The 21,300-nt window shown below is 44.8% G+C and carries 16 protein-coding genes; 6 read left to right on the top strand and 10 right to left on the bottom strand.

Annotated features, from left to right (window positions below):
* Window positions 1–11: 11 nt before the first annotated feature.
* From ispG to rpsB, 10 genes are all read right to left on the bottom strand, one after another.
* The gene (ispG, locus tag DFR58_RS17485; protein WP_479722750.1) at window positions 12–1,061 is read right to left on the bottom strand and encodes a flavodoxin-dependent (E)-4-hydroxy-3-methylbut-2-enyl-diphosphate synthase; all 1,050 of its coding nucleotides are present in this window, start codon (window positions 1,059–1,061) and stop codon (window positions 12–14) included.
* 70 nt (window positions 1,062–1,131) lie between these two features.
* Window positions 1,132–2,421 (bottom strand): RIP metalloprotease RseP, encoded by a 1,290-nt coding sequence (gene rseP / locus DFR58_RS17480; RefSeq protein ID WP_114299148.1) that lies wholly within the window; start codon window positions 2,419–2,421, stop codon window positions 1,132–1,134.
* A 17-nt stretch (window positions 2,422–2,438) separates the two neighbouring features.
* On the bottom strand, window positions 2,439–3,587 hold the full coding sequence (locus tag DFR58_RS17475) for a 1-deoxy-D-xylulose-5-phosphate reductoisomerase (protein ID WP_114299147.1): 1,149 nt from the start codon (window positions 3,585–3,587) through the stop codon (window positions 2,439–2,441).
* A 58-nt stretch (window positions 3,588–3,645) separates the two neighbouring features.
* The gene (locus tag DFR58_RS17470) at window positions 3,646–4,491 is read right to left on the bottom strand and encodes a phosphatidate cytidylyltransferase (RefSeq protein ID WP_114299146.1); all 846 of its coding nucleotides are present in this window, start codon (window positions 4,489–4,491) and stop codon (window positions 3,646–3,648) included.
* 1 nt (window position 4,492) lies between these two features.
* A complete protein-coding gene (locus DFR58_RS17465; RefSeq protein ID WP_114299145.1) occupies window positions 4,493–5,242 on the bottom strand; it encodes an isoprenyl transferase in 750 nt (249 codons plus the stop codon).
* A 123-nt stretch (window positions 5,243–5,365) separates the two neighbouring features.
* On the bottom strand, window positions 5,366–5,566 hold the full coding sequence (locus DFR58_RS17460; protein WP_114299144.1) for a hypothetical protein: 201 nt from the start codon (window positions 5,564–5,566) through the stop codon (window positions 5,366–5,368).
* Window positions 5,567–5,588: 22 nt separating this feature from the next.
* Window positions 5,589–6,146, bottom strand: a complete 558-nt coding sequence (gene frr, locus DFR58_RS17455; RefSeq protein WP_114299143.1) for a ribosome recycling factor — start codon at window positions 6,144–6,146, stop codon at window positions 5,589–5,591.
* 15 nt (window positions 6,147–6,161) lie between these two features.
* Complete coding sequence (gene pyrH, locus DFR58_RS17450; protein ID WP_207659267.1) at window positions 6,162–6,881, bottom strand: UMP kinase; 720 nt, start codon at window positions 6,879–6,881, stop codon at window positions 6,162–6,164.
* 130 nt (window positions 6,882–7,011) lie between these two features.
* Window positions 7,012–7,659, bottom strand: coding sequence for a translation elongation factor Ts (gene tsf / locus DFR58_RS17445; RefSeq protein WP_114299142.1), 648 nt, complete (start codon window positions 7,657–7,659; stop codon window positions 7,012–7,014).
* A 156-nt stretch (window positions 7,660–7,815) separates the two neighbouring features.
* Window positions 7,816–8,649: a 30S ribosomal protein S2 gene (rpsB, locus tag DFR58_RS17440; protein WP_114299141.1), complete on the bottom strand. Its 834-nt coding sequence runs from the start codon at window positions 8,647–8,649 to the stop codon at window positions 7,816–7,818.
* A 338-nt stretch (window positions 8,650–8,987) separates the two neighbouring features.
* On the opposite strand from rpsB, the gene DFR58_RS17435 reads away from it, so the two are divergent.
* From DFR58_RS17435 to DFR58_RS17410, 6 genes are all read left to right on the top strand, one after another.
* Window positions 8,988–10,796 (top strand): hypothetical protein, encoded by a 1,809-nt coding sequence (locus tag DFR58_RS17435; RefSeq protein ID WP_147273204.1) that lies wholly within the window; start codon window positions 8,988–8,990, stop codon window positions 10,794–10,796.
* Window positions 10,797–10,798: 2 nt separating this feature from the next.
* Window positions 10,799–11,704 carry a hypothetical protein gene (locus DFR58_RS17430; protein WP_114299139.1) on the top strand — a complete coding sequence of 302 codons (906 nt, stop codon included), beginning with the start codon at window positions 10,799–10,801 and terminating at the stop codon, window positions 11,702–11,704.
* A gap of 18 nt (window positions 11,705–11,722) precedes the next feature.
* Window positions 11,723–14,518: a HAMP domain-containing protein gene (locus tag DFR58_RS17425; RefSeq protein WP_114299138.1), complete on the top strand. Its 2,796-nt coding sequence runs from the start codon at window positions 11,723–11,725 to the stop codon at window positions 14,516–14,518.
* A gap of 240 nt (window positions 14,519–14,758) precedes the next feature.
* Window positions 14,759–16,327, top strand: a complete 1,569-nt coding sequence (locus tag DFR58_RS17420; RefSeq protein ID WP_114299137.1) for an MORN repeat-containing protein — start codon at window positions 14,759–14,761, stop codon at window positions 16,325–16,327.
* A gap of 14 nt (window positions 16,328–16,341) precedes the next feature.
* A complete protein-coding gene (locus DFR58_RS17415) occupies window positions 16,342–18,393 on the top strand; it encodes a TolC family protein (RefSeq protein WP_114299136.1) in 2,052 nt (683 codons plus the stop codon).
* Window positions 18,394–18,425: 32 nt separating this feature from the next.
* Window positions 18,426–21,281 carry a copper amine oxidase N-terminal domain-containing protein gene (locus DFR58_RS17410; RefSeq protein WP_170138208.1) on the top strand — a complete coding sequence of 952 codons (2,856 nt, stop codon included), beginning with the start codon at window positions 18,426–18,428 and terminating at the stop codon, window positions 21,279–21,281.
* The last annotated feature ends 19 nt before the right edge of the window (window positions 21,282–21,300 follow it).

The following is a 21,300-nucleotide window of genomic DNA, read 5'->3' as shown; positions in this document are numbered from 1 at the left end:
CGAATGCTTTTTTACAGCTTCTCTATCTCTGAAATAAGCTCCTCCACAATTCTTTCGCGTGGAATTTTTCTCACAATCGTCCCCTTTTTAAACAGCAGCGCCTCTCCGTCCCCTCCCGCAATACCTATATCGGCCTCTCTCGCCTCGCCCGGTCCGTTAACGGCACATCCCATAATTGCCACCTTCACATCCCTGTCTATGTATTGAAGCCTTTCTTCAACCTCATTTGCTATGCTTATGAGATCAATGCGGCAGCGTCCGCAGGTGGGGCATGAGATAAACTCAATACCTCCCCGCCTTATACCAAGGCTCTTTAATATTTCCTTTGCCACATGAATCTCCTGAACAGGGTCCCCCGTGAGGGACACCCTCACTGTATCTCCTATCCCCTCGGCAAGAAGACATCCTAAGCCCACAGAGGATTTTATGGTTCCCCTGTACACAGTACCCGCCTCGGTAACACCTATATGAAGCGGGTACTGTGATCTCTCCGACATCAGCCTGTATGCGGCAATTGTAACAGGAACACTAGACGCCTTTATTGAAAAAAGAATGTCATAAAAGCCCAAAGCCTCAAGTATTGCCGCGTGTCCAATGGCACTCTCAACCATTCCCTGCGGTGTAACCCCGCCGTACTTTTCTGTTATATGCCTTTCTACAGATCCCGAATTGACACCTATGCGTATGGGAATTTCCCTTTCCCGGGCCTTCTCAACCACAGCTCTTACCCTTTCGCTGCCGCCTATGTTTCCGGGATTCAGCCTTATTTTATCCGCACCGCTTTCTATGCTTTCTAAGGCAAGCCTGTAGTCAAAGTGTATATCCGCCACAAGAGGAATCCGTATCCCTCTTTTTATTTCCCGAATAGCCACGGCCGCTTCATTGTCAGGCACTGCAACCCTTACAATGTCACAGCCCGCCTCCTCCAGCCTCTTTATTTGATCTATCGTAGCCCTGCTGTCTCTGGTATCGGTGTTAGTCATCGACTGTATGCTTACGGGAGCATCCCCTCCTATATGCAAATCCCCAATCCTGATTTTTTCGGTACGCTTTCGCATTATATAATTATTGCCCGCCATAGAACCATATTCACCCTCATTCGTTATGAAACTCACCCCTAACCCCTTCTGCTCATCCTCCGCTCAGGCGCAGAATATCATTATACGTGGCAAATATCATGAGCATTACCAGCAGTACAAGCCCTATGAGAGATATAAACGCCTCCTTTTCAGGCGGAATTGCCTTTCTCCTTATTCCCTCTACCGCAAGAAGTATCAGCTTGCTTCCGTCAAGGGCAGGGAAAGGAATAAGGTTAAACAGCCCCAGATTTATGCTTATAAACGCAACTACACTTAGAAGGTTCAATATCCTGTCCGAGAGAGTGGGGCTCATTTCAACGACATCACCTATTGCATTTACTATTCCGACGGGTCCCGACATCTGGTTTAAGGAAACCTTTCCTGTCACCAGCCAGGTAAGTGAGTAGTAAACATTGCGTGACAATGTGTACGCATAAATGGCTGAATTTTTCACAGTGCTTGCAAGCCCGCTTTTTGTCCTCTTAAAATCCATGCCCACCTCATACATCTCCTGTCCTTTTGTGACAATAGGAGTGATTTTAAGAGCTACCTCCTCTCCCCCTCGGTTAACGGTAACATCTACGGGATTATCCTTGTTTACCGTCATGAAATCCCTTATCTGCCTGTTGTTTTCTATAGCCACGCCATTTAACCCAGTTATAACATCCCCGGGCTTAAGCCCCGCCTTAAAGGCATTTGAGTTCTCCTGCACCGTCTTTACGGCATTGGAGCCTTCCCCATATCCCTTTTGAGGGCCGAACCCCAAAATGTATCTTTCCGCAGGGATTGTTTCGGGCTTTACCTCAACAGTCATTTTCTCATTGCCTCTTTCTATCTCAACATTCACAATCTTTCCCTTGGTTCCGTAAACAAACAGCCCTATGTCATTGGGATGGTATACTCTTTTATTGTCATAAGAAACAATCCTGTCCCCAGCCTGTATCTGCGCCTCGGCAGCAGCCGTCGTGGGGGCTACAAAGGACACCTCGTTTGTGCTGTAGCCTGCAACGGAGGTTATTATTGTAATAAGAATTATTGCGGTAATTATATTCATAACAGGCCCTGCCGCTATAACGGCAGCCCTTACAAGCACAGGCTTGTTGTTGTATGCCCTCAAATCATCAGATTTCTGCTCCTCGCCCTCCATTCTCACGTATCCCCCCAAAGGAATAAGCCTTACAGAGTACAGCGTCTCCCCCCGACGAAAGCTGAAAAGCTTGGGGCCCATAAAAAGTGAGAAGTCAAGCACCTTTATCCCTGACAGCTTTGCCACAATAAAGTGTCCGAACTCATGCACAACAATTAAAAAGCTCAAAGCAAGAATAGCAACCAGAATGCTCATAAATATTATCCTCCATTTCACCGCTGCAAATACGCTGCAGCCTCTTCCCTAGCCCAAGTATCTACTTCTATTATATCGCCAAGGCATGGATTATTATTCACCGTATGTTTATCCATAGCCATCCCTATAATTTCAGGTATATCGGCAAACCTCGCCCTTTCGTCAAGAAAGGCCTTTACAGCCACCTCATTGGCGGCGTTCAAAACAGCGGGCATTGTTCCTCCCAAATCCAATGCCCGGAATGCATACTCCAGACATGGAAAGGCTTCATAATCGGGCTTTTCAAAGGTTAATGCCCCAAGACTTGAGAAGTCAAGCCTGGGGAACTCATTTCCCGCCCTCCCGGGGTATGTAAGCGCAAACTGTATCGGAAGCCTCATATCGGGGGACCCAAGCTGCGCCATTACAGCTCCGTCAATATACTCCACCATTGAATGCACTATGCTCTGGGGATGAACTATCACCTCTATCTGATCGGGCCTAAGATCAAAAAGCCATCTTGCCTCTATCACCTCCAGCCCCTTATTCATAAGAGTCGCCGAATCAATTGTGATTTTCTTTCCCATGGTCCAGTTGGGGTGCCTCAGAGCCTGCTGGACAGTAACCGCCTTAAGCTCCTCAAGGCTTCTTCCCTTAAATGGACCTCCCGAAGCCGTAAGTATAACCTTGCGTATATTTTTATCACTGTTTCCCATAAGGCATTGGAAAATAGCGCAATGCTCACTGTCAACGGGAAGTATCCTCACGTTATTATCTTTAGCTGCCGACATGACAAGCCCTCCCGCCGTAACGAGAGTCTCCTTATTTGCCAGAGCCACATCCTTTCGGTTTTTTATTGCCTCCATGGTGGGTATAAGCCCCGCAATTCCCACAACAGAATTTATTACCATCTGCGCCTCATCAACCGAGGCAACAGCCCTCATGCCTTCAGTTCCGTAAAAGATCTCTGTTCCTATGCCCCTGACCCTTACTTCCAGCTCCTTAGCAAGCTCCGGGCCTTCTACCGACGCAACCCTCGGCCTAAACTCCCTTATCTGGCTCTCCAGCAAATCAATATTTGACCATCCGCTTATCCCCAGTACCTCCAGCGCAAGATTGCGCGCCACATCAAGGCTTTGTATTCCCACAGACCCTGTCGAACCTAAAATAGAAATTTTTTTAACCATTTATGTAAAACTCCCTGTAAATTATGTTTGTAAAATCTTTATCGTGTCCTATATAAAATTACAAATGAATTATTGTCTTTAAATAAAAATATACAACCGGAGCTACAAACAGTATGCTGTCAAACCTGTCCAGCACTCCCCCGTGCCCCGGCATTATGCTTCCGTAGTCCTTCACTCCCACAAACCTCTTTACCGCCGAAGCAGCCCAATCCCCTATCTGTGATATCACCCCGCAAACAGCCCCTATTATTACAAAGTGGTACAGAGCAATTCCATCTCCCACCCAACCGTTTTTATTTATAATGACTCCGTACAGCAGCATAACAGCGATACACCCCGCTGCTCCTCCTATCGAGCCCTCCAAAGACTTTTTAGGACTAATCACCGGCAGAATTTTGGTTTTGCCAAGAAGTATGCCTGAAAAATAAGCAAAGGTGTCTGTCGCCCATGCCCCTATAAATATCATCCATATAAAAAACGCGCCTCCCGCAAGATTTCTCGTAAGAACAATAAAGGACAGCAAAAAAACAATATAAACTATTCCGAACAAAGTCACTGAGATGTCATTTATATTAAATTTGTTTTGAGAGAATACCACTGCCGAAAACAGAACAATAATGGTGACAAACAAGGCCAGAGCAAAGCTATGTACACTTGCGGGGAGGCTTAATGCAGCACTTCCCGTATGAAGGCCGGCAAAAAAAATAATAAAGCACCATATGTACCCTACCGGCCTTATGGGCTTGATTCCTTTATTTGAAGCGGCGTTATAGAACTCATGAATCCCTATCAAGGCCAAAAGCGTCACAAAAACCGCCAAGACCAGATTGCCTGCCAGCACTACCGCAAGCAAAAGGATTATTCCGACTATAGAGCTTATAATTCTAATTCGTGTCTTATTCAAGTTAAACTCCTCCAAACCTTCTGTTTCTTCTTTGGTATTCGGCAATGGCCTCTAAAATATGCTCCTTCCTGAAATCCGGCCACAGCACGTCAGTATACCAAAACTCGGTATAAGCAGCCTGCCATAAAAGAAAGTTGCTTATTCTCTTCTCTCCGCTTGACCTGATCATTAAATCCGGATCAGGAATCCCTGCGGTATACAGTCTTTCTGCAAGATCCTCCTGAGTAACATTTTCGGGCTTCAGCTTCCCTCGGCCAACCTCTTTTAAAATTTCCTTTACGGCAAAAAATATTTCCTCTCTGCCTCCATAGTTCAATGCTATATTAAGGCACAGCCCGGTATTTCTCTCAGTTAGTCTTTCAACCCTCTTTATCTCATTCTGCATATCGTGAGACAACGCCCTTTTATTTCCCAAAACCCTTATCCTGTTATTTTTCCCCGCCAGCTCTGTTTCTGCCTTTTTTAAGTATTCCATAAGAAGCTGCATAAGATTATCAACCTCACTCTGCGGCCTCTTCCAGTTGTCGGTAGAAAACGCATAAACGGTAAGGTATTTAATACCTATATCACTGCAAATTTCTGTAATTCTTTTAAGAGCATTAGAGCCCTCCCTGTGCCCAAGGCTTCTTGACAATCCCCTTTTTTTTGCCCATCTCCCATTGCCGTCCATTATTATCGCTATATGCTTCGGAAGCCCGCTTTTATCTATTTCAAGGCTTTTTTTATTAAATATCCTGCTAAACACAGACATTGACTCCTCCAAAAATTGCTGTATCACAAAGCTCCTACATCTAAACAATATAATATAGAAAATTCATAAAAAAAACAATGCATAATTAAAATCTCGTGCTGCTATACAGCAAACCCCTCTTCATCAGAGGGGTTTGCACACTAATAATTCTACTGTCTCATCATCATTTTTTTTAACTCTTACCACCCTATAAAAATCATGGTATTCTCCCGTTCTCTGTCTGGGAGGGCAAACAGGGGAAATTTTTTTAACACTTATCCCGCCTATCTTCAAAAGCTCCAGAGCGTCCTTTAAGACAAGCCCCGGCACATCAGGTATATTCATAATTCCTACCTCTAAAAAACACCTACACCTCTAATATTTCCTTGCACTTTCCGTCTACCGTCTTGTCAACCTCACCCATATATTTATCGGTAAGGTTTTGAATGTCCTTCTCAATATCCTTAAGATCGTCCTCTGTAATTTCTCCGCTCTTTTTTTGGCTTTTTGAGGTTTCTATGGCATCTCTCCTTATGGACCTCAATGCCACCTTTGAATCCTCACCGTATTTCTTTGCAACCTTTGTAAGCTCTTTTCTTCTTTCCTCGGTAAGCGAGGGGAATACAAGCCTTATTACCTTGCCGTCATTGCTGGGATTAATTCCTATGTCGGATTTCTGGATAGACTTTTCTATTTCCTTTAAAAGCTGGGACTCCCAAGGCTGAATTACAATAACCCTTGCCTCGGGTACCGATATATTTCCTAATTGGTTAATAGGTGTGGCAGTGCCGTAATAATCTATGGTAATCTTATCCAGAACAGCCGGATTTGCCCTGCCGGCTCTCAAGCCTCCCAGCTCATCCTTCAGAACGCCGATAGTTTTTTTCATTTTTTCCTCAATGCCTTTATAAGCTTCCTTACCCATAAAAATCCTCCTTCATTATGTTATAGAAGTTCCGATCTGTTCGCCCGTCAATACCTTTATAATGTTTTCCGGTCTGTCCAGTCCAAACACAACAATGGGTATTTTATTATCCATGCAAAGAGACGCCGCTGTGGAATCCATAACACCCAGTCCCTTGTTCAGCACATCTATAAACGACAGCCTGTCATATTTAACAGCACCTGGATTGACTGAAGGGTCACTGTCATAAACTCCGTCCACCTTTTTTGCAAGCAATATTACCTCGGCATCAATTTCAGCCGCTCTCAGAGCAGATGTTGTGTCTGTGGAAAAATAGGGGTTTCCTGTCCCACAGGCAAATATAACAATCCTTCTTTTCTCCAGATGCCTTACCGACTTTCTCCTTATATACGGCTCGGCAATCTGTCTCATCTCTATGGCGGTTTGAACTCTGGTGGGGACATTCCTCGACTCAAGTGCATCCTGAAGAGCCAGAGCATTTATAACGGTGGCAAGCATACCCATATGATCGGCGGTAGTACGATCCATGCCCTTGCCGCTCCTTCCTCTCCAAAAATTACCTCCGCCCACAACAATGGCGATTTCTACTCCCATGTTATAAGCCTCACAAATTTTGTCAGAAATCCCGGCTAGGGTGTCGGCATCAATTCCAAACCCCTTTTCCCCTCCAATCGCCTCTCCGCTTATTTTCAGCATTACCCTTTTATATACGGGCATTTTTTCGCCTGTCTGCATTTATTGGTTCCCCGCTCTCCTATTTAAAGATACTTTCTACAAAAAATATTAAAATCCTGCCCGCCGTTAAAAATTAATAAATACAGCTTCGTAAGAAAAGGAACATAACGGTATGTTCCTTCTCTTACTTTTAGCCTTCTATTTGCTTCATTACCTCATCGGCAAAGTTTTCCTCTTTCTTTTCTATCCCTTCTCCTCTTTCAAACCTTACAAACCTTCTGATGTTTATATTCTCTCCTATAGCCGCTATTTTTTCCTTCACCAGAACCTGTATGGTCTTGTCGGTGTCCTTGATCCAAGGCTGCTCTAAGAGGCATACTTCCTTATAATATTTTTCTATTCTTCCCTCAACCATCTTTTCAATTATCTTCTCAGGCTTACCCTCATTAAGAGCCTGTGCCTTTAAAATTTCCTTTTCCTTTTCTATAATGGCCTCAGGCACTTCCTCTCTCCTGACATACTCCGGCTTTGCGGCTGCTATCTGCATTGCGACATCCCTGACAAAGGTCTTAAATTCTTCGTTTTTAGCCGCAAAATCGGTTTCAATATTTACCTCAACCAGAACACCGATTCTCCCGTCTCCATGTATGTATGCCTCCACAAGACCCTCGGCAGCTATCCTTCCAGCCTTCTTTGCCGCTGCGGCAAGTCCCTTTTCCCTTAATACCTCTATAGCCTTTTCCACATCTCCCTCGGAAGCCGAAAGCGCCTTTTTGCAGTCCATCATACCTGCGCCCGTCCTCTCGCGAAGCTGTTTAACCATCTCAGCAGTAATCATAACGATACCTCCGTAATAAAATTATTTATATTATTAACCTTATTATTACTTATATACTCTCACAATGTCTTTTATCCTTGAAAAGCACCAAAAAATCCGGCATGGGATGTTTTTTAAGCAAAGCCTCTAAAACCCCCCTTAATGCCGGATTTAAGCTTATTGATCTATAGCACCGGCGCTAACCGCCTCTTTTTCAGCTTCCTCAACCACTTCCTCAGCAACTTCCTTAACCGCTTCCTTAACCACTTCCTTAACCACTTCCTTAACCGCTTCCTCTTTAACGGAAGCCTCGGGATCATCCATCTGTTCTCCCTGTCTGCCCTCCATTATAGCATCGGAAATCTTGGCCGCAATGAGCTTAACCGCTCTTATGGCATCATCGTTTCCGGGTATTACATAGTCCACCTCATCAGGATCGCAGTTTGTATCAACTATGGCTACAACAGGTATTCCAAGCTTCCTTGCCTCCAGTATAGCGTTTCTTTCCTTTCTGGGGTCTACTATGAACATAGCTCCGGGAAGCCTTTTCATGTTCTTTATTCCGCCCAGATTTTTCTCAAGATCATTCATTTCCTTTTTAAGCTTGATGACTTCCTTTTTGGGAAGAACATCGAACACACCCGTGCTCTCCATTTCGTCGAGCTGCTTGAGCCTGTTAATCCTCTTTTGAATTGTTTTGAAGTTTGTGAGCATTCCCCCGAGCCATCTCTGATTTACAAAGTACTGCGAGCTTCTTTCGGCCTCTTCCTTAATAGCCTCCTGAGCCTGCTTCTTGGTGCCGATGAAAAGCACATCCTCTCCGTTCATGGCAACTTCTCTTATGAAGTAATATGCTTCCTCCACCTTCTTTACGGTCTTCTGAAGATCAATGATATATATACCGTTTCTCTCCGTAAAGATGTATTCCGCCATCTTAGGGTTCCACCTTCTTGTCTGGTGGCCAAAATGCACACCTGCCTCCAACAACTGCTTCATAGAAATAACCGACATTTAAAAATCCTCCTTAATATTAGGTTTTATACCTCCGCAGCAATCATTTTTACAAGCCACCGGACAGCATCCGGCACCCGCTTGAAAATCAAGCTGCGTGTGTATTTTTCCGCTAAGTATTGTACCATATAAACAAATTTTTATCAATGTTTTTTAAAAAATTAAAATAACTAACTCACCCCCCTTCATATTTCTTATGACATTTCATCATTATCATTATGCTTTTTATCCCTTGTGGGATACAGTTTGTCCTTTTTTTATTTGATTAGCCGCTTATATGCTCTATAATACAATTATTCACAAGGCTTGCATGTTAGTACCATTCTACTATGAAAGGCATGATACGCTTGAAAAACTTGAACTATTACCCTTTTGAGAGAAATAAATTTTTTTACGGAAAGCTTCTTACCGTCGCGGATTTTGAACTGGAGCAAAAATACATGAACGACAAGAGAAGATTCTTAAACAGGTATCTTTTCGGAAGCGGAGTTATATGCGGACTCAGCACTTACAGCGTAGACGACAGCTCCATCATGATAGAGTCGGGTGCGGCCATCGACGGCTCCGGCAGAGAAATAGCGGTATACGAATCAATTATTCGCAAGCTTTCAGGCATCGACGGCTATGAAGCGTCCTCGGGGACAGTTCTTTATCTTTGCGTAGAATACAGCGAAGAGCTGTCGGACCCCGTGTATTCCATTGCACATACCTTAGGAGATGCGACGGGAAGCTCTTCCGAATTCAACCGCGTAAAGGAATCCTTTCATTTGTTTATTACCGATAAGGAGCCCGAACCGCTCCCGTATTCACTGATAGACGATTTTATTACGCGCAAGGTCATATTCTCAAATAAGGACATAACCGTTACACAGAGCGTGCCGTGCATTATATCGGGCTCAGGCCCTTTTAATGTTAATGTTGACATTGTAAAGCATACCCCCGAACAGGATTTTTCCTTCGAATATATTATCAATACACCATATTTTAATACACAGGACGGCTCCGAAACAATACGCGTGGTATTTGACGATTTGCAGGCGGGCTTGCCTGGAAAGCATACTCTCACGTATACCCTCACGCCTCCCGGCGGCACCCCGACGGAGGCGTCAATAGCAGTTGTTCCTCAAAGCCTGAAATTTAAGGTTCAAAAGGGCCTGCCTGCTTTAAGTGCCGCAATTTCTTTTGATATAGCTGTTTCACAGGAGGATCTGTATCAAATGATTGAGCAGAAATATTTTTCGGTTTCAATGGAAGAAGCCTCGGTCAGCAAACAGAACTCTCCCATTTACCTGTCAAGGATAGAAATTTTTCGTTCAAGCACCGCATATATCATAGAGTCACTTAAGCCAATGCCCTTTAACCAATATGTTTATAATCCTCAGATCTCTCACCTTAAAACCCGGCTTGGCTGCTTCTTTCCCTCTTTAGCAAAGGACAGCCCCGCTCCCGACGCTTCTCCCATGCCCTGCACCGAAAGAAATGAGGCCGCTTCTCTCCCTGCCGGTGAGCCCTCAAGCTCCTCCGGTATTGTTGAGATTCCCCTTGGCTTTAATCCGCGGCCCAAACAAAAATTTTATTCAGAGGAAATCATGCATGGACTGGGTAAGGGCCCTGTGACAATTATTATGGGAATTGAGTCTTCGTCGGTAAATGAAATGCTTTTTCGCGGAAATTTTACCACATATGGAAACCCCGAAATTTTTCAAGGCTCCGAGCACGGTTCAGGGCTCCCCTCCTGTGAAATCGCCGCCATGAATTATGAGGAAAGAGGCACCTTTGTCGTGGGAATTAAGCTGCTTGAAGCGCCTTCTGCGCTTTACCTTAAAATAAAGTGGCACGCCGTTAAAAGACCCGGTGCGCCTTCGGCCTCACCTGCATCGCGGCAGGATATCTGTCTGTTTGTCAAGCCCAATACCATTGTTGTTGCCCCCCGCGAGACAACATACTTTAAGCCCATTTTCTACAACACCGGCGAAACTCCCTGCAACTGGACCGTTGTGGAGGAAAACGGAGGCACGGTGGCTCCCAACGGAGAATATACCGCTCCCAACCGGGAGGGTGTTTATGAAATAAATGTACAAAGCATTTCCAATCCCGACCTTAAGGCATCGGCATTTGTTGTGGTTAAAGAGAAAGGAGCTTCTTAGAGATGATACAAACCCCGGGCAAAAGCTTTGAAGAAATCCGAGCTGTCTCCAAAAACGACATAAATGAGGTTTCGGTATGCAGAAGCTTGTCCCAAAACGATTCCGGCTATTACACAGTGATAAAGCTCAAGGATCGCACTGCCCAAGCACGGCTGTTAAAAATATTTTCACTCAGCTCGGAGTATTCCTCCTCTTATGACTTTATTGAGGCGTCCGCCATTGAATCGGGAATAGTGATAGTCTTCCGGTATAATAAGGAAAACGGCCTGTTTTATTATCGCAGGCTGTATTGCAGGGATTTCTCCTCCAGATTAAACGCCGCAAAAAATCTTGTGGCAGAGCTTATGTCCAGTCCTCTTCCTGCGGAAATGCTTTATTTTTTGCTTGAGGAACGCAATTTAAACCTGTGCCCCGATGGAAGGGTATATTTTAATTATTTTATGGATTTTGAACTGCTGCCTGCCAAAATAAATATGCAGGATATTGTAAACAAGGCCGCCGAAACAATATTTAAATTTTTGGCTCATGACTTCAGATTAACCTCAGGCGAAGCGGAGCTGTTTAAGGTGAAGGTGCTTCGCAAATCCTTCGGCAGCTTTGGCGAAATTTATTCTGATTTGAAAAGGATCCCACCCGATATGGAAACAGGACCGCTTTCTTTAGGCAGAATCAAAGGGATTTATGATAAGCACAAGCCGCGCATACTCTCGGCGGCTAAGACAGCTACCATCATTTTAGTGATTGCCGCTTCAATATTATACAGCATCACCGAATGGCGAAGCAGAAGCATCGCCGCGGCACAGAACATGGCGGATGCAAGGCCCGCTTACAAGGGACTTGAAAAAATCGGTACCGTAATGCTTGTAGAGGACACAGGCTCCGATGCCGGCAATACCTCTTTAAGATAAATAGTTGGAGGATTATTAATGAGAAGGATCGGTATTATTATAATTGTTGCAATATTGTTAATAGGCTTAGGCGTATCCTATGGGTATAATTCCTTTTCCGCCCCGAATGTATTAGGATCTCCCGATAGCATAGCCGTCGATTCCAAAGGGCGTTTTTATATGCTTGGAAACGACAGTGATAATTTTAATGTCATTCGCATAAATAAAAGCAATATCATAGATTATCACTATTCTGTCGGTATAAACAAAGGAGACAGCATGCTTCGCTTCGGCAAAATATTTTCAGACGGTAATGCCGGACGGCTCTATTCCATAAAGGATATCATGGATAACAAATCAAACTCCTACGTTTCAAGCAGCATTATATATTTTAACACCGACTTAAAGCACTCTACGCCTCAAGTACTTTATGAAAAAATATTTGATTCGGCTAATCCGCCGGAGAATCATCACATAAAATATATTTATCCCAATGAAAATTACCTTTACTTCACAACCGTCAGCGAAAATTTGAAAAGCGTTGCTTTTTACCGCTTAGACATCGGCGGCCTTTCTCCAAACGCAAATCGTCCGGAGCTTCTTTTAAGCTTTAATGCTCCCGGGAATTCTACTGTAAACACAACATTATGCACAAAGAATTTTATCCTTGTGCAGACGATGGATTCAAAAATATACCATATGGACTTAAACGGCTCGCAAAAGCTTCTCTTTCCCACACAGGGCTATACCGGGAGATATTTCCCATTAAACCTTTGCCTTGACAGCACGGGACTCCTTCATTTTAATGAAATATACAGCCACGATACCATTGCCATGGACGTTAATACCGGCGGCATAGTATCTGTTATAAAGGGAAATGAGCCTCTATATGAGGGAAGCAGCTATCTGCAAAGTGACATTTCGGATCTTTCGGTATTGAACGATGATATCCGGGCTGTTCTTATAGACGCCGACTCAGGCAGCCTTCACTCTTTGCCAGCGGTGCTTGACAACGGCGAGCAAAGAATTTTTGCTTCGCCTGTGCTGTCCAGCGAGATTCTTATATACAATACAATGAAAACCGCTCTTTTAACCGTTGCCGTTCCGATATTAATCTTCGGAATTTTGGTATTGTTCCGATTTATATTAAGCCGCAAGCCTACTTTGCTTGTAAAGCTTATAACCTTTGTGCTTCCGATAATCCTGCTGTCGATGTTTCTGTTCTCTAGGGTAGCGACATATATATTTTACAATTCAATGTCTGCCGAGCGCACGGTGCTGGTAAAAAGTGTGGGCAGCTTTGTGGCTCAGAATATTGACACCGGGCTGCTGTCTCAAATGAACACTCCGCGGGACATGACGACACCCGCTTATAATAAGCTGCTTAAATCCATTTCAAAGGTATCTGATTTCAGTGAATTCGTTACCGCCTCACAGTATGAAAACCGCCTGTACTGCATACTGATGAAGGTTGAGGGAAATAAGCTTTATACGGCGGTTTCGGCGGACATGCCGTGCTTTGTCCCTCTTGACAGCCTTTATTCAAGGGAGTCGATAAAGCTCTACAGTTCGGCCTTAAGCAGCAGGAGGCTGGCTACGGGAACAATACAGGATACTCTTGGCATATGGACGGTATCCATACTGCCTGTATTTGATTCAGAGGGCAAAATTATCGGTATGCTTGAAACAGGAATAAACTCAAAGGATCTCGAATCCTTAATGTTTGATCTCTCAAAATCCATGCTTCTTTCCGGCATTGCCGTATCCTTTGCCGTTTTGCTTGCCTTTTTTATCTCTTTGAGGATACTTCTCCGGCCTCTGGCCCTTTTGAAGGAAGCGGTTATCTCGGTATACAACGGCAATTACGGCGCGGTTGCTCCTATAAAAGCAAATGACGAGGTTGCCGATATCGGCCGTGTTTTCAACAAGCTTTCGGTGGAATTAGATTGCCAGTTTAAAAAACTGACAAGCTTAAATGAGGCCTACTATAAGCTTGTTCCTCCCGATACCTTTAAATTGCTTAAAAAGGATTCCATCCTTGAAATAAGCTTAGGCGATCAGGTGAGCATAAAAATGACTCTGATGAACGTTTCTATCAGAAACTTTGAAAATGCCACCTCAGATTTGTCCCCTGAAGTAACCTTCAAGTTCATAAACAATATTTTTGAAATTGTCAGCAGCAACACCGGCAGCCATTTAGGAACCATTCATTCCTACAACGTGGACAAAATAACGGCGCTGTTCCGCAATTGCCCCGAGGATGCGCTTCAGTCGGTGATAAACATAAGAGCCGAACTGATTGCAAAGCAAGACCTTGCCCTTTCGCAAAATGCCGTTAAAACAGACGCGGGATTCTATATCCATACCTCTGACTGCATTTACGGTATAGTTGGAGATGAAAACAGGTATTCTCCCGCCGTCGTAACCGAAAGGAACGATCTCATATACTCTCTTGACAGCCTTCAGCAGGATTTGATGTGCTCTATTCTCGTTACGCAAAGCGCGTATGCCGGAATTTCAAGCCCTTCAAAATACAGCCATAGGTATATAGGCTATATCACCGATACAAGCACCTTAGCACAAATAGATTTATACGAGTTTTTTGACGGAGATGAGCCACAGGTGCTTTCGGGGAAAAAACAAACCCTGGAAATATTCAAAGCGGCAATGGATGCCTACATGAGCCGGGATTTTTATAAAGCAAGAAACCTTTTTGCAAAGATACTGAAGGTAAACAGCCAAGACACTGTGTCAAGATGGTTTATGTTCAAAAGTGATATGCTTTGCAAGCAGGCAGACGAATTAACCCTTGAGCTGGCAATTGCAAAATATTAATAAAACTATATAGTTTAGGTTTTTGCATATCGGATAACGGAGGATGTAAAATAATATCCTCCAGAATAATTTCTACTCTAACTATAAAAGCATGTATACCTGTAGAAGGCGCTTGTGATTTTAGTTAGCTGAAATTATATCCCGGTTACGCATTCCGGGGAAATTATTATTCCGGATATTATTTTACATTCTTTTTAGATAGTTTGTATCCTAATTTATATATGAAAGGTGCTGTCCCCCATGCAGGATAATCTTTTTAAATATATACTGGACCGTGCAAAGCATACTCTCTTGCTTCCGGTTTATAACTGCATTTACAAATTAAAAAAATCCTCCGACTTAAAGACTCTGTCCTCTAAAGCACTGGCTCATATTTCCTCCGGATTAAAAGGACTGCTTTCACTGCGTCCTCAGAAAAGCGCCGATTATTTCTATATAGGAAGGCTTGGGGTATATAAAAAGCTGCTTGTCATTCTTCTTTTACTGATCTGTATGCTGCCCGTCGCCTACTTGCAATTTTTTAGTTCCCCTGTTTCAGCTCCATCACAAGATCTTACCCAATACGAAATGTTTTATAACGACCCTGAGCTTGAGGCCTTCAGCGGAAACGCAAAAATTCTTTCGGCAGACAAGGCTGTTGTGTATGACGGCTCTATTGAAAAGGGTGTTTGCACAGGCAAAGGAACTCTTTATGATTTAAACGGATCTCTTGTGTACTCAGGGGATTTCAAGGACAACGAATACAGTGGAACGGGTCGCATGTTTTACCCTTCGGGAAAGCTTATGTACCACGGCAGCTTTGAGGCCAACCTGTATAACGGAGAAGGAATTTTATACAATGCCAACAGCACAATCCTGTATTCAGGCGGATTTTTAAACGGAAAGAAGCATGGCACAGGCAAGCTGTATGACTCGTCGGGACTTAAGCTTGTATATGAAGGCGGTTTTTTTGAGGATCTGTACGGAGGAGATGGGCTGCTGTACAATAACGATAAAAAGGTCATATATCAGGGAGGCTTCTCAAATGGAAAGAGACATGGCACCGGCAGGCTTTACGACTCGTCAGGGCTTAAGCTTGTATATGAGGGCGGCTTTTTTGAGGATAGCTATTCGGATCAGGGCACTCTTTACAATGAAAACGGCAGCGTGCAATATCAAGGCAGCTTCAAGAACGGCGGCTTTTTTGGGGAGGGAACTCTTTTTGATTTCGGCACCACCCGCCCCATTTATAAAGGCCAATTTAAGGACAGCCTGTTCGACGGAAGCGGAAGCCTCCACTCTTTATCGGGAAGGGTTATATTTACAGGGCCGTTCTTAAAGGGCTTCCCGGATTATGTATACTTTCTGGGCTCTTCCTCGCAGGAGCTGTCAAAGTATTTTTCCGACGCTCCCGACATTACCCATTTATCAAGCGGGACACACCTCAGCTATAGGGATATGAACGTATCCTTTATTCTTGATGGTGAATTTACAGAGGAGGCCTCCGGGCCAAAGATAATTTCCGCAGTTGTATATAATGGCAGCCTGCCTCCCTCTCTTGAAGGCACAGTATCGCCCTCCGACCGCCAGGCACTGCTCGGCGATGCCGTATACAGCGGATATACCGACATGCTTTCAGAAGACCTGACGGCGTTGTATTCGTTGCATAGCCGTGGTGTTATAGATAATGAGTATGTCCGCGGGGTATATTCCGAGGAGCTTAATATGGAATTATATATTGAATGCTATACCTGTCAGGGCTTCTCTCTTACACTGTTTTTTGACGGCAACGGGGGTAAATTTCTTTATTACAGATGGGATATTTATTAGGAGTGTGACCGCTTATGAAAAGGAGCCGGTTAACGGCAATTTTAATTATATTGACGCTTGTTATGCCCGGCAGCACATGCAGAGCCGCCGTTTATCCCAGAGTGCTTACGCTTGCTCAGGCAGTGGACTGTGCGGTAAGCACAAGCTATGAGGTGCGTAAAGCAAAAAATGATACGCAGCTAAAAAACATAGAGCTTAAACAAGCCATTCAGGCAATTCGGGATATAAGAAAAAAAGAAAACACCATTCAGTTTTCTCTCCTTTTTAATATCAAATTCCCTCAGCAGCATGCTCTGCCTAAGGAAATAGATCTTTTAATGAAGGTTCCTAAAATACAGTCAGATTTAAAGGATCTTCAGAGGAAGGCGGCACAAGCTAAGCTAACTGCCGTTATGTCGTGCAAAACAGCATATTTTAATACCGTTGAGCTGATGGAAGGCTGCCTCCTGCTGGAAAACCGCATTGCATCGGCTAAAAGCACCTACTCAAGATTAAGCAGGGACTACCTCACGGGAAACGCAAATAAGTCCGACGTGGAAGAGGCTGAGTCCGGCATCGGTAAGCTTGAAAAGGAGTATCAAACCAGCCTGATCCGTTTTGAGAATGCAAAAAACAAGCTTTCGGAAATTACAGGCGTGGATGTCACAAGCTCCTACACCTTCAGCAAGGACTTTTCCGAGCTTCAATTACAAAGAAAGCAATTGGGAAGCGTCATTGAGCACGCATTGAAAAATGACTATAAGGTGTACAAGACCGAGCTTGCCCATAAAATCTCAAGCACCAATGTTGAGCTGCTAAGAAATATTTACAACAACCGCTGGGGCTCAATGGTTGGCGCAATTGAAAATGAAATAGCAAAAAACGGGCCAATCGACTTTGAAACGTTCAGGGAAAAGTATGAGGCTGCTTTAGACAACATCGAAAGGCCTTATCAAGGCTCCTTCAAGATAAGAATTTTATTTATAACAATAAGCATCCCAAAGGAATGGCTAAGGGGTGAGCTCAGCGGCATACGTTATTTTGACGACCGGAAATACGCCCTCTACGTTGCGCTTATGGAAAGGGAGGCAGCCGCAAAGGAAGAGGCGCAGGCACGCAAGGCTCTGTCATCGCAGATTGGGGATGAGTTTAACGGCCTCCTTGAGCTTTGGTCGGCATATACCGGCTCTTTAAATGAAACAGACAGGGTAAGGCTTCAGTATGAGCGCATCAAAAAGCTGAACCTTACGGGCGATGCTTCCTTCACAGATGTTGAAAGTGCAAAAAATGATGTGCTTTCGGCTGAAAGCATGGTGCTGTCGTCACTGATTGCATATAATAAATCACTGGCAAGCTTTGATTTCACTACAGCCGGAGCGGTATCGGGACTGCTGTCGGGAGTATCGGCGAATGAGGGCGGGCAATACGCCTCGGGAATTTCCTGGGTCACGGAGGAGTCCGGCGGCAGCAAACCCGTATGGTATCTTAACACTCTTATTGACGAATACAAGTTTATTTTCGGGGTGTCCATTCCTGAAGGCATGGGGATTGATGCAACTCATTATGAGCTGTGTACAGAAGACGGAAAGCTTATAGGTTCCCGCACCTCCACAGACAAAACCATCTCCCACCTTCCGCTGGCATATCAGGGCACCACAAAGCTTATAGTTAAGCTGTACAAGCAGGAGAGTCTTATATATACCTCGGAGATTGATGCCGCCGATTACGGCGGTGTGCTGGCGCTTCAGCCTGTAACGCCCCAAGCCGGACAGGAGGATATTTTGCGCCCTGCCTCCGGCTCACTCATCGGAAGCTGGGCCGTCATAGAGAACGCCGACAAATACACCTCGCGTCTTGTGCTGCAAATGGATAAAAAATGGGATATGGCATATTATGAGCTGGAAACAGATTCGGGAAGCAAAATAGGCGATTCTAAAATCCCTATCGACACTCCCCTTTCCCATCTATCTATAATTTTTTATTCTCCCGAAAAGCTTATTCTAAGGCTGTATGACAGTGAGGAAGGCTCTTTTGGTGACGCTGTGATTGTAAATGACATGGGTTCGCAGGTTGTTAAAATGAAATGATGCCGTCAAATCGGCTGTATGGAGGGTTTAAAATGCTTAAAGAGACAATGAAGAAATTTACGGCTTTTATTATATTGTTTACGTTGGCGGCAGGCATACTTCCGCCCGGCGCCTTTACTTCACATGGTGCCGGTGTTCGCCCCTCCGCCTCCGATATACCCTCGGGCACGCTTATTATAGGCACTCACCTTATTCATATAAAGGCACTGAACTCCGAGCTTCTGTCAATAGCCTCAGACAGTGGCGGCGGGCAGCAAAGCGTATATTATAAATCGGAGTTTGCCCAAGGGGCGTGGTTTGATATTTCAAACGCCTCCGGCTTTTCGGAAATTTCACATGAGGGAACACCTGTAAAAAACTCCGTTATTGATGCCCTTACACTGACCCATTGGACCAAGGAGGACGGAAAAACAATAGAGCTTGATACGGGGAGGGTGGTAGACATACATAAAATCAACGACCCCTCGGATTTTTCGACCCTTTCTGAGCTGGCGGAGCTTAAAACGCGAAGGGAAATGCTTATAGAGGCATTGAAAGAGGAAGAAACGGGCGAAAACCGCAAAAAGCTTCAGTCAATAGAGCGTGTTATAGCGGCGCCGTTTAATTCACAGGAGCTGCAAAGAATATCCCAGGAAATGGACGCAATCGAAAAATATATAAACCACCTGAAGGAAAGCAATGCCCGTGAGGACTGGATTAACACCGTTACAGAGCTAAAAGGCTTGATGAACAGCTCGAGAACACTTCTTTGTTACCGGGAAGCAGGGGAAAGGCTTAACTCCGAAATAAGCTTTGTCGAGACAAAAATAACGGATTCCGACGGTAAAAAAGCTGCCGCATCGGATCTTTCCTCCGCTTACTATTCCTGTCTGGATGCGGTGAACAAAAAAATATCGGAGCTTGAAACGGGACAGCCCGGCTCGCTTCCCGCAGACTCACTTGGAAGGGAGAAAATTAAATATTCAGAAGAGGTGCTCCGTCACGCAATTGATTCAAGCTATGACAAAGCCGATATAAGCCTCCAAAAATACATGTCTGTCCAGAATATTTTAGAAGGGCTTAAGCTTGATATACCTCTTGAGCTTTCCATATTAAAGCCTCTTTTAACCGCCGCTTGCGGAGAGCTTTTTTCGATATGCTCGGCAGGGGTGCCGGAGGACTATAGGGCAGCGGTAGCTTCAGGGGAGCCCGCTGTTGTTTTGGGCTCTATAAAGGCGGAGCATATGTCGGCGCTTTCATCCCTTATCTCGGATGTGAAATCCATTACATGGTATATAAAGGAAAGAGAGAGCGACTCTGCTTTGCTGCAAGCTGATCTGTCTTCCGTTATGAAGGGCTGCTTAGATACCATACCTAAAATACCTCAGGATGACGTTCATGACGACACCCTCGTTATTGTTAAGGAGCTTGTAAGCTGGTTTAATAACGAGATTTCGCTTATAAGGGAGCAGGAGATAGCAACCGGCCTTTCATCAGGGCTCAAAGCCCTCGACGATAAAATTTCCGATCTGGCTGAGGATTATCTTACCGCCCTCGACAGCCGTAATCTTTCTCTGGCCCAGTCCATAAAGTCTGAAATAGACGAGCTTTCGGCCCGTAGATCCGATATGTATGAGTCTGCAAGTCAGGAGCAGGCAAAGCTGCTTGCACAAAAGGAGGAGCTTGAGGCTCGGCTTGAGGAAGCTCTTGGCAATGGTGACAGCATATTGGCGGGAGAGCTTTTGGATCTTCTGGCATCGGTGAATACCTCCCTCAGCATCCGCAGCAATGCTACAGATAAGGTATCCTCTGCAATTAATGCTGCCATAGCCGATTTATTCTCAGAATTCGAGGAGCATTTGGATAAAAACAGCCTCCCCGATGCCCTGTCTAAAATGAATGAAATCTCGGATATGCTAAAGGGTAACCCTTCCGCCTCCGGCACCTCTCTTCCCCTTTTAAAGTCCGATCTTTCAAAGGTGCAGAGCAAGCTGGGGAAAGCGGAAGCCGAAGGAAGATTAACAGATTGTGACAGCCTGAAAGCCATTGAATTACTCATAAACACCCTTCTGGAATCGGCATCGGGCCCCGGCTCCAATATATCCAAGCTGAAGGACTCTGTTTCCTCCGGCCTTGACAGCCTCCTGTCGGGAGTTAAAAATGATGCGGTCAAAGCTGCGGCTGCTTCACTTAAAAAGGATTTAAATGAGAATAAATTCACCGACGCACTGTCAAAGCTGAAGGACATTTCAAAGGAGCTGGGCTCTCCCCCGTCCTCGTCTCTCCAAAAGCTTGAAGGACAACTGGAAGCTCTGGCTGAAGCAGCCTCCATATCCCAGCAGCCGCCGGGCAGTACAGATGCCTTAAAGAACGCTCTGCTGTCCCGGCTTGACAGCCTGTTATCAAAATCAGGCGCCGCTTCGGGCTCCTCCCAACAGATGCTTTTAAAAATTCTTCTTCTCGATAGGCTTGGGAAGGATACCGAATATTCCGCAATTAAGGATTGGATTAAAAGCATGCAGGACGATGCTTTGGCGCTTTTGACTTCTTCCGGCTATGATTACACCGCGGAGGACTTTAAATTCATAGGTAAAACGGGCTATGTCAGCCTTAAGGAGCTGGCGAAAATTACCGGGCGAAGGTATGTATGGCAGAGGAGCACCGGCACGGCCTCCATAGCAAAGGGTAAAGCCTCTATGGTGTTTAAAAGCGGCAGTACCGACATAGTTATAGACGGAAAAACAAAAAAGCTGCCGGGAAAGGCGGTTGCCTCACAAGGCGTTATTTATGCCCCCATTTCTTACGTAGCCGCAGAATTGGGCTATTCATGGATTCCGGCAGGGAAAAAGAGCAAGCCGCTCATCTATCCTCAGGGCATGGACGAAACAGTCGAAAAGCTCTTTAAATAGAAAACAAAAAGGGTGGTGT

It is taken from the genome of Anaerobacterium chartisolvens (assembly GCF_003337415.1).
In the GTDB taxonomy this organism is placed as follows: Bacteria; Bacillota; Clostridia; order Acetivibrionales; family DSM-27016; genus Anaerobacterium; species Anaerobacterium chartisolvens.
The sequence above is the reverse complement of the archived record's forward strand: the minus strand, read 5'-3'. Positions and strand labels throughout refer to the sequence as shown.

What these genes read in the sequence shown, in the direction of transcription:
- DFR58_RS17465 (WP_114299145.1), bottom strand. Translation starts at nt 5,242, where the DNA reads ATGTCTGTGTTTAGCAGGATATTTAATAAAAAAAGCCTTGAAATAGAT.
- pyrH (WP_207659267.1), bottom strand. Translation starts at nt 6,881, where the DNA reads ATGCAGACAGGCGAAAAAATGCCCGTATATAAAAGGGTAATGCTGAAA.
- DFR58_RS17435 (WP_147273204.1), top strand. Translation starts at nt 8,988, where the DNA reads ATGATACGCTTGAAAAACTTGAACTATTACCCTTTTGAGAGAAATAAA.
- rpsB (WP_114299141.1), bottom strand. Translation starts at nt 8,649, where the DNA reads ATGTCGGTTATTTCTATGAAGCAGTTGTTGGAGGCAGGTGTGCATTTT.
- rseP (WP_114299148.1), bottom strand. Translation starts at nt 2,421, where the DNA reads ATGAGCATTCTGGTTGCTATTCTTGCTTTGAGCTTTTTAATTGTTGTG.
- DFR58_RS17475 (WP_114299147.1), bottom strand. Translation starts at nt 3,587, where the DNA reads ATGGTTAAAAAAATTTCTATTTTAGGTTCGACAGGGTCTGTGGGAATA.
- tsf (WP_114299142.1), bottom strand. Translation starts at nt 7,659, where the DNA reads ATGATTACTGCTGAGATGGTTAAACAGCTTCGCGAGAGGACGGGCGCA.
- frr (WP_114299143.1), bottom strand. Translation starts at nt 6,146, where the DNA reads ATGGGTAAGGAAGCTTATAAAGGCATTGAGGAAAAAATGAAAAAAACT.
- DFR58_RS17425 (WP_114299138.1), top strand. Translation starts at nt 11,723, where the DNA reads ATGAGAAGGATCGGTATTATTATAATTGTTGCAATATTGTTAATAGGC.
- DFR58_RS17410 (WP_170138208.1), top strand. Translation starts at nt 18,426, where the DNA reads ATGCTTAAAGAGACAATGAAGAAATTTACGGCTTTTATTATATTGTTT.
- DFR58_RS17415 (WP_114299136.1), top strand. Translation starts at nt 16,342, where the DNA reads ATGAAAAGGAGCCGGTTAACGGCAATTTTAATTATATTGACGCTTGTT.
- DFR58_RS17430 (WP_114299139.1), top strand. Translation starts at nt 10,799, where the DNA reads ATGATACAAACCCCGGGCAAAAGCTTTGAAGAAATCCGAGCTGTCTCC.
- DFR58_RS17460 (WP_114299144.1), bottom strand. Translation starts at nt 5,566, where the DNA reads ATGAATATACCTGATGTGCCGGGGCTTGTCTTAAAGGACGCTCTGGAG.
- DFR58_RS17420 (WP_114299137.1), top strand. Translation starts at nt 14,759, where the DNA reads ATGCAGGATAATCTTTTTAAATATATACTGGACCGTGCAAAGCATACT.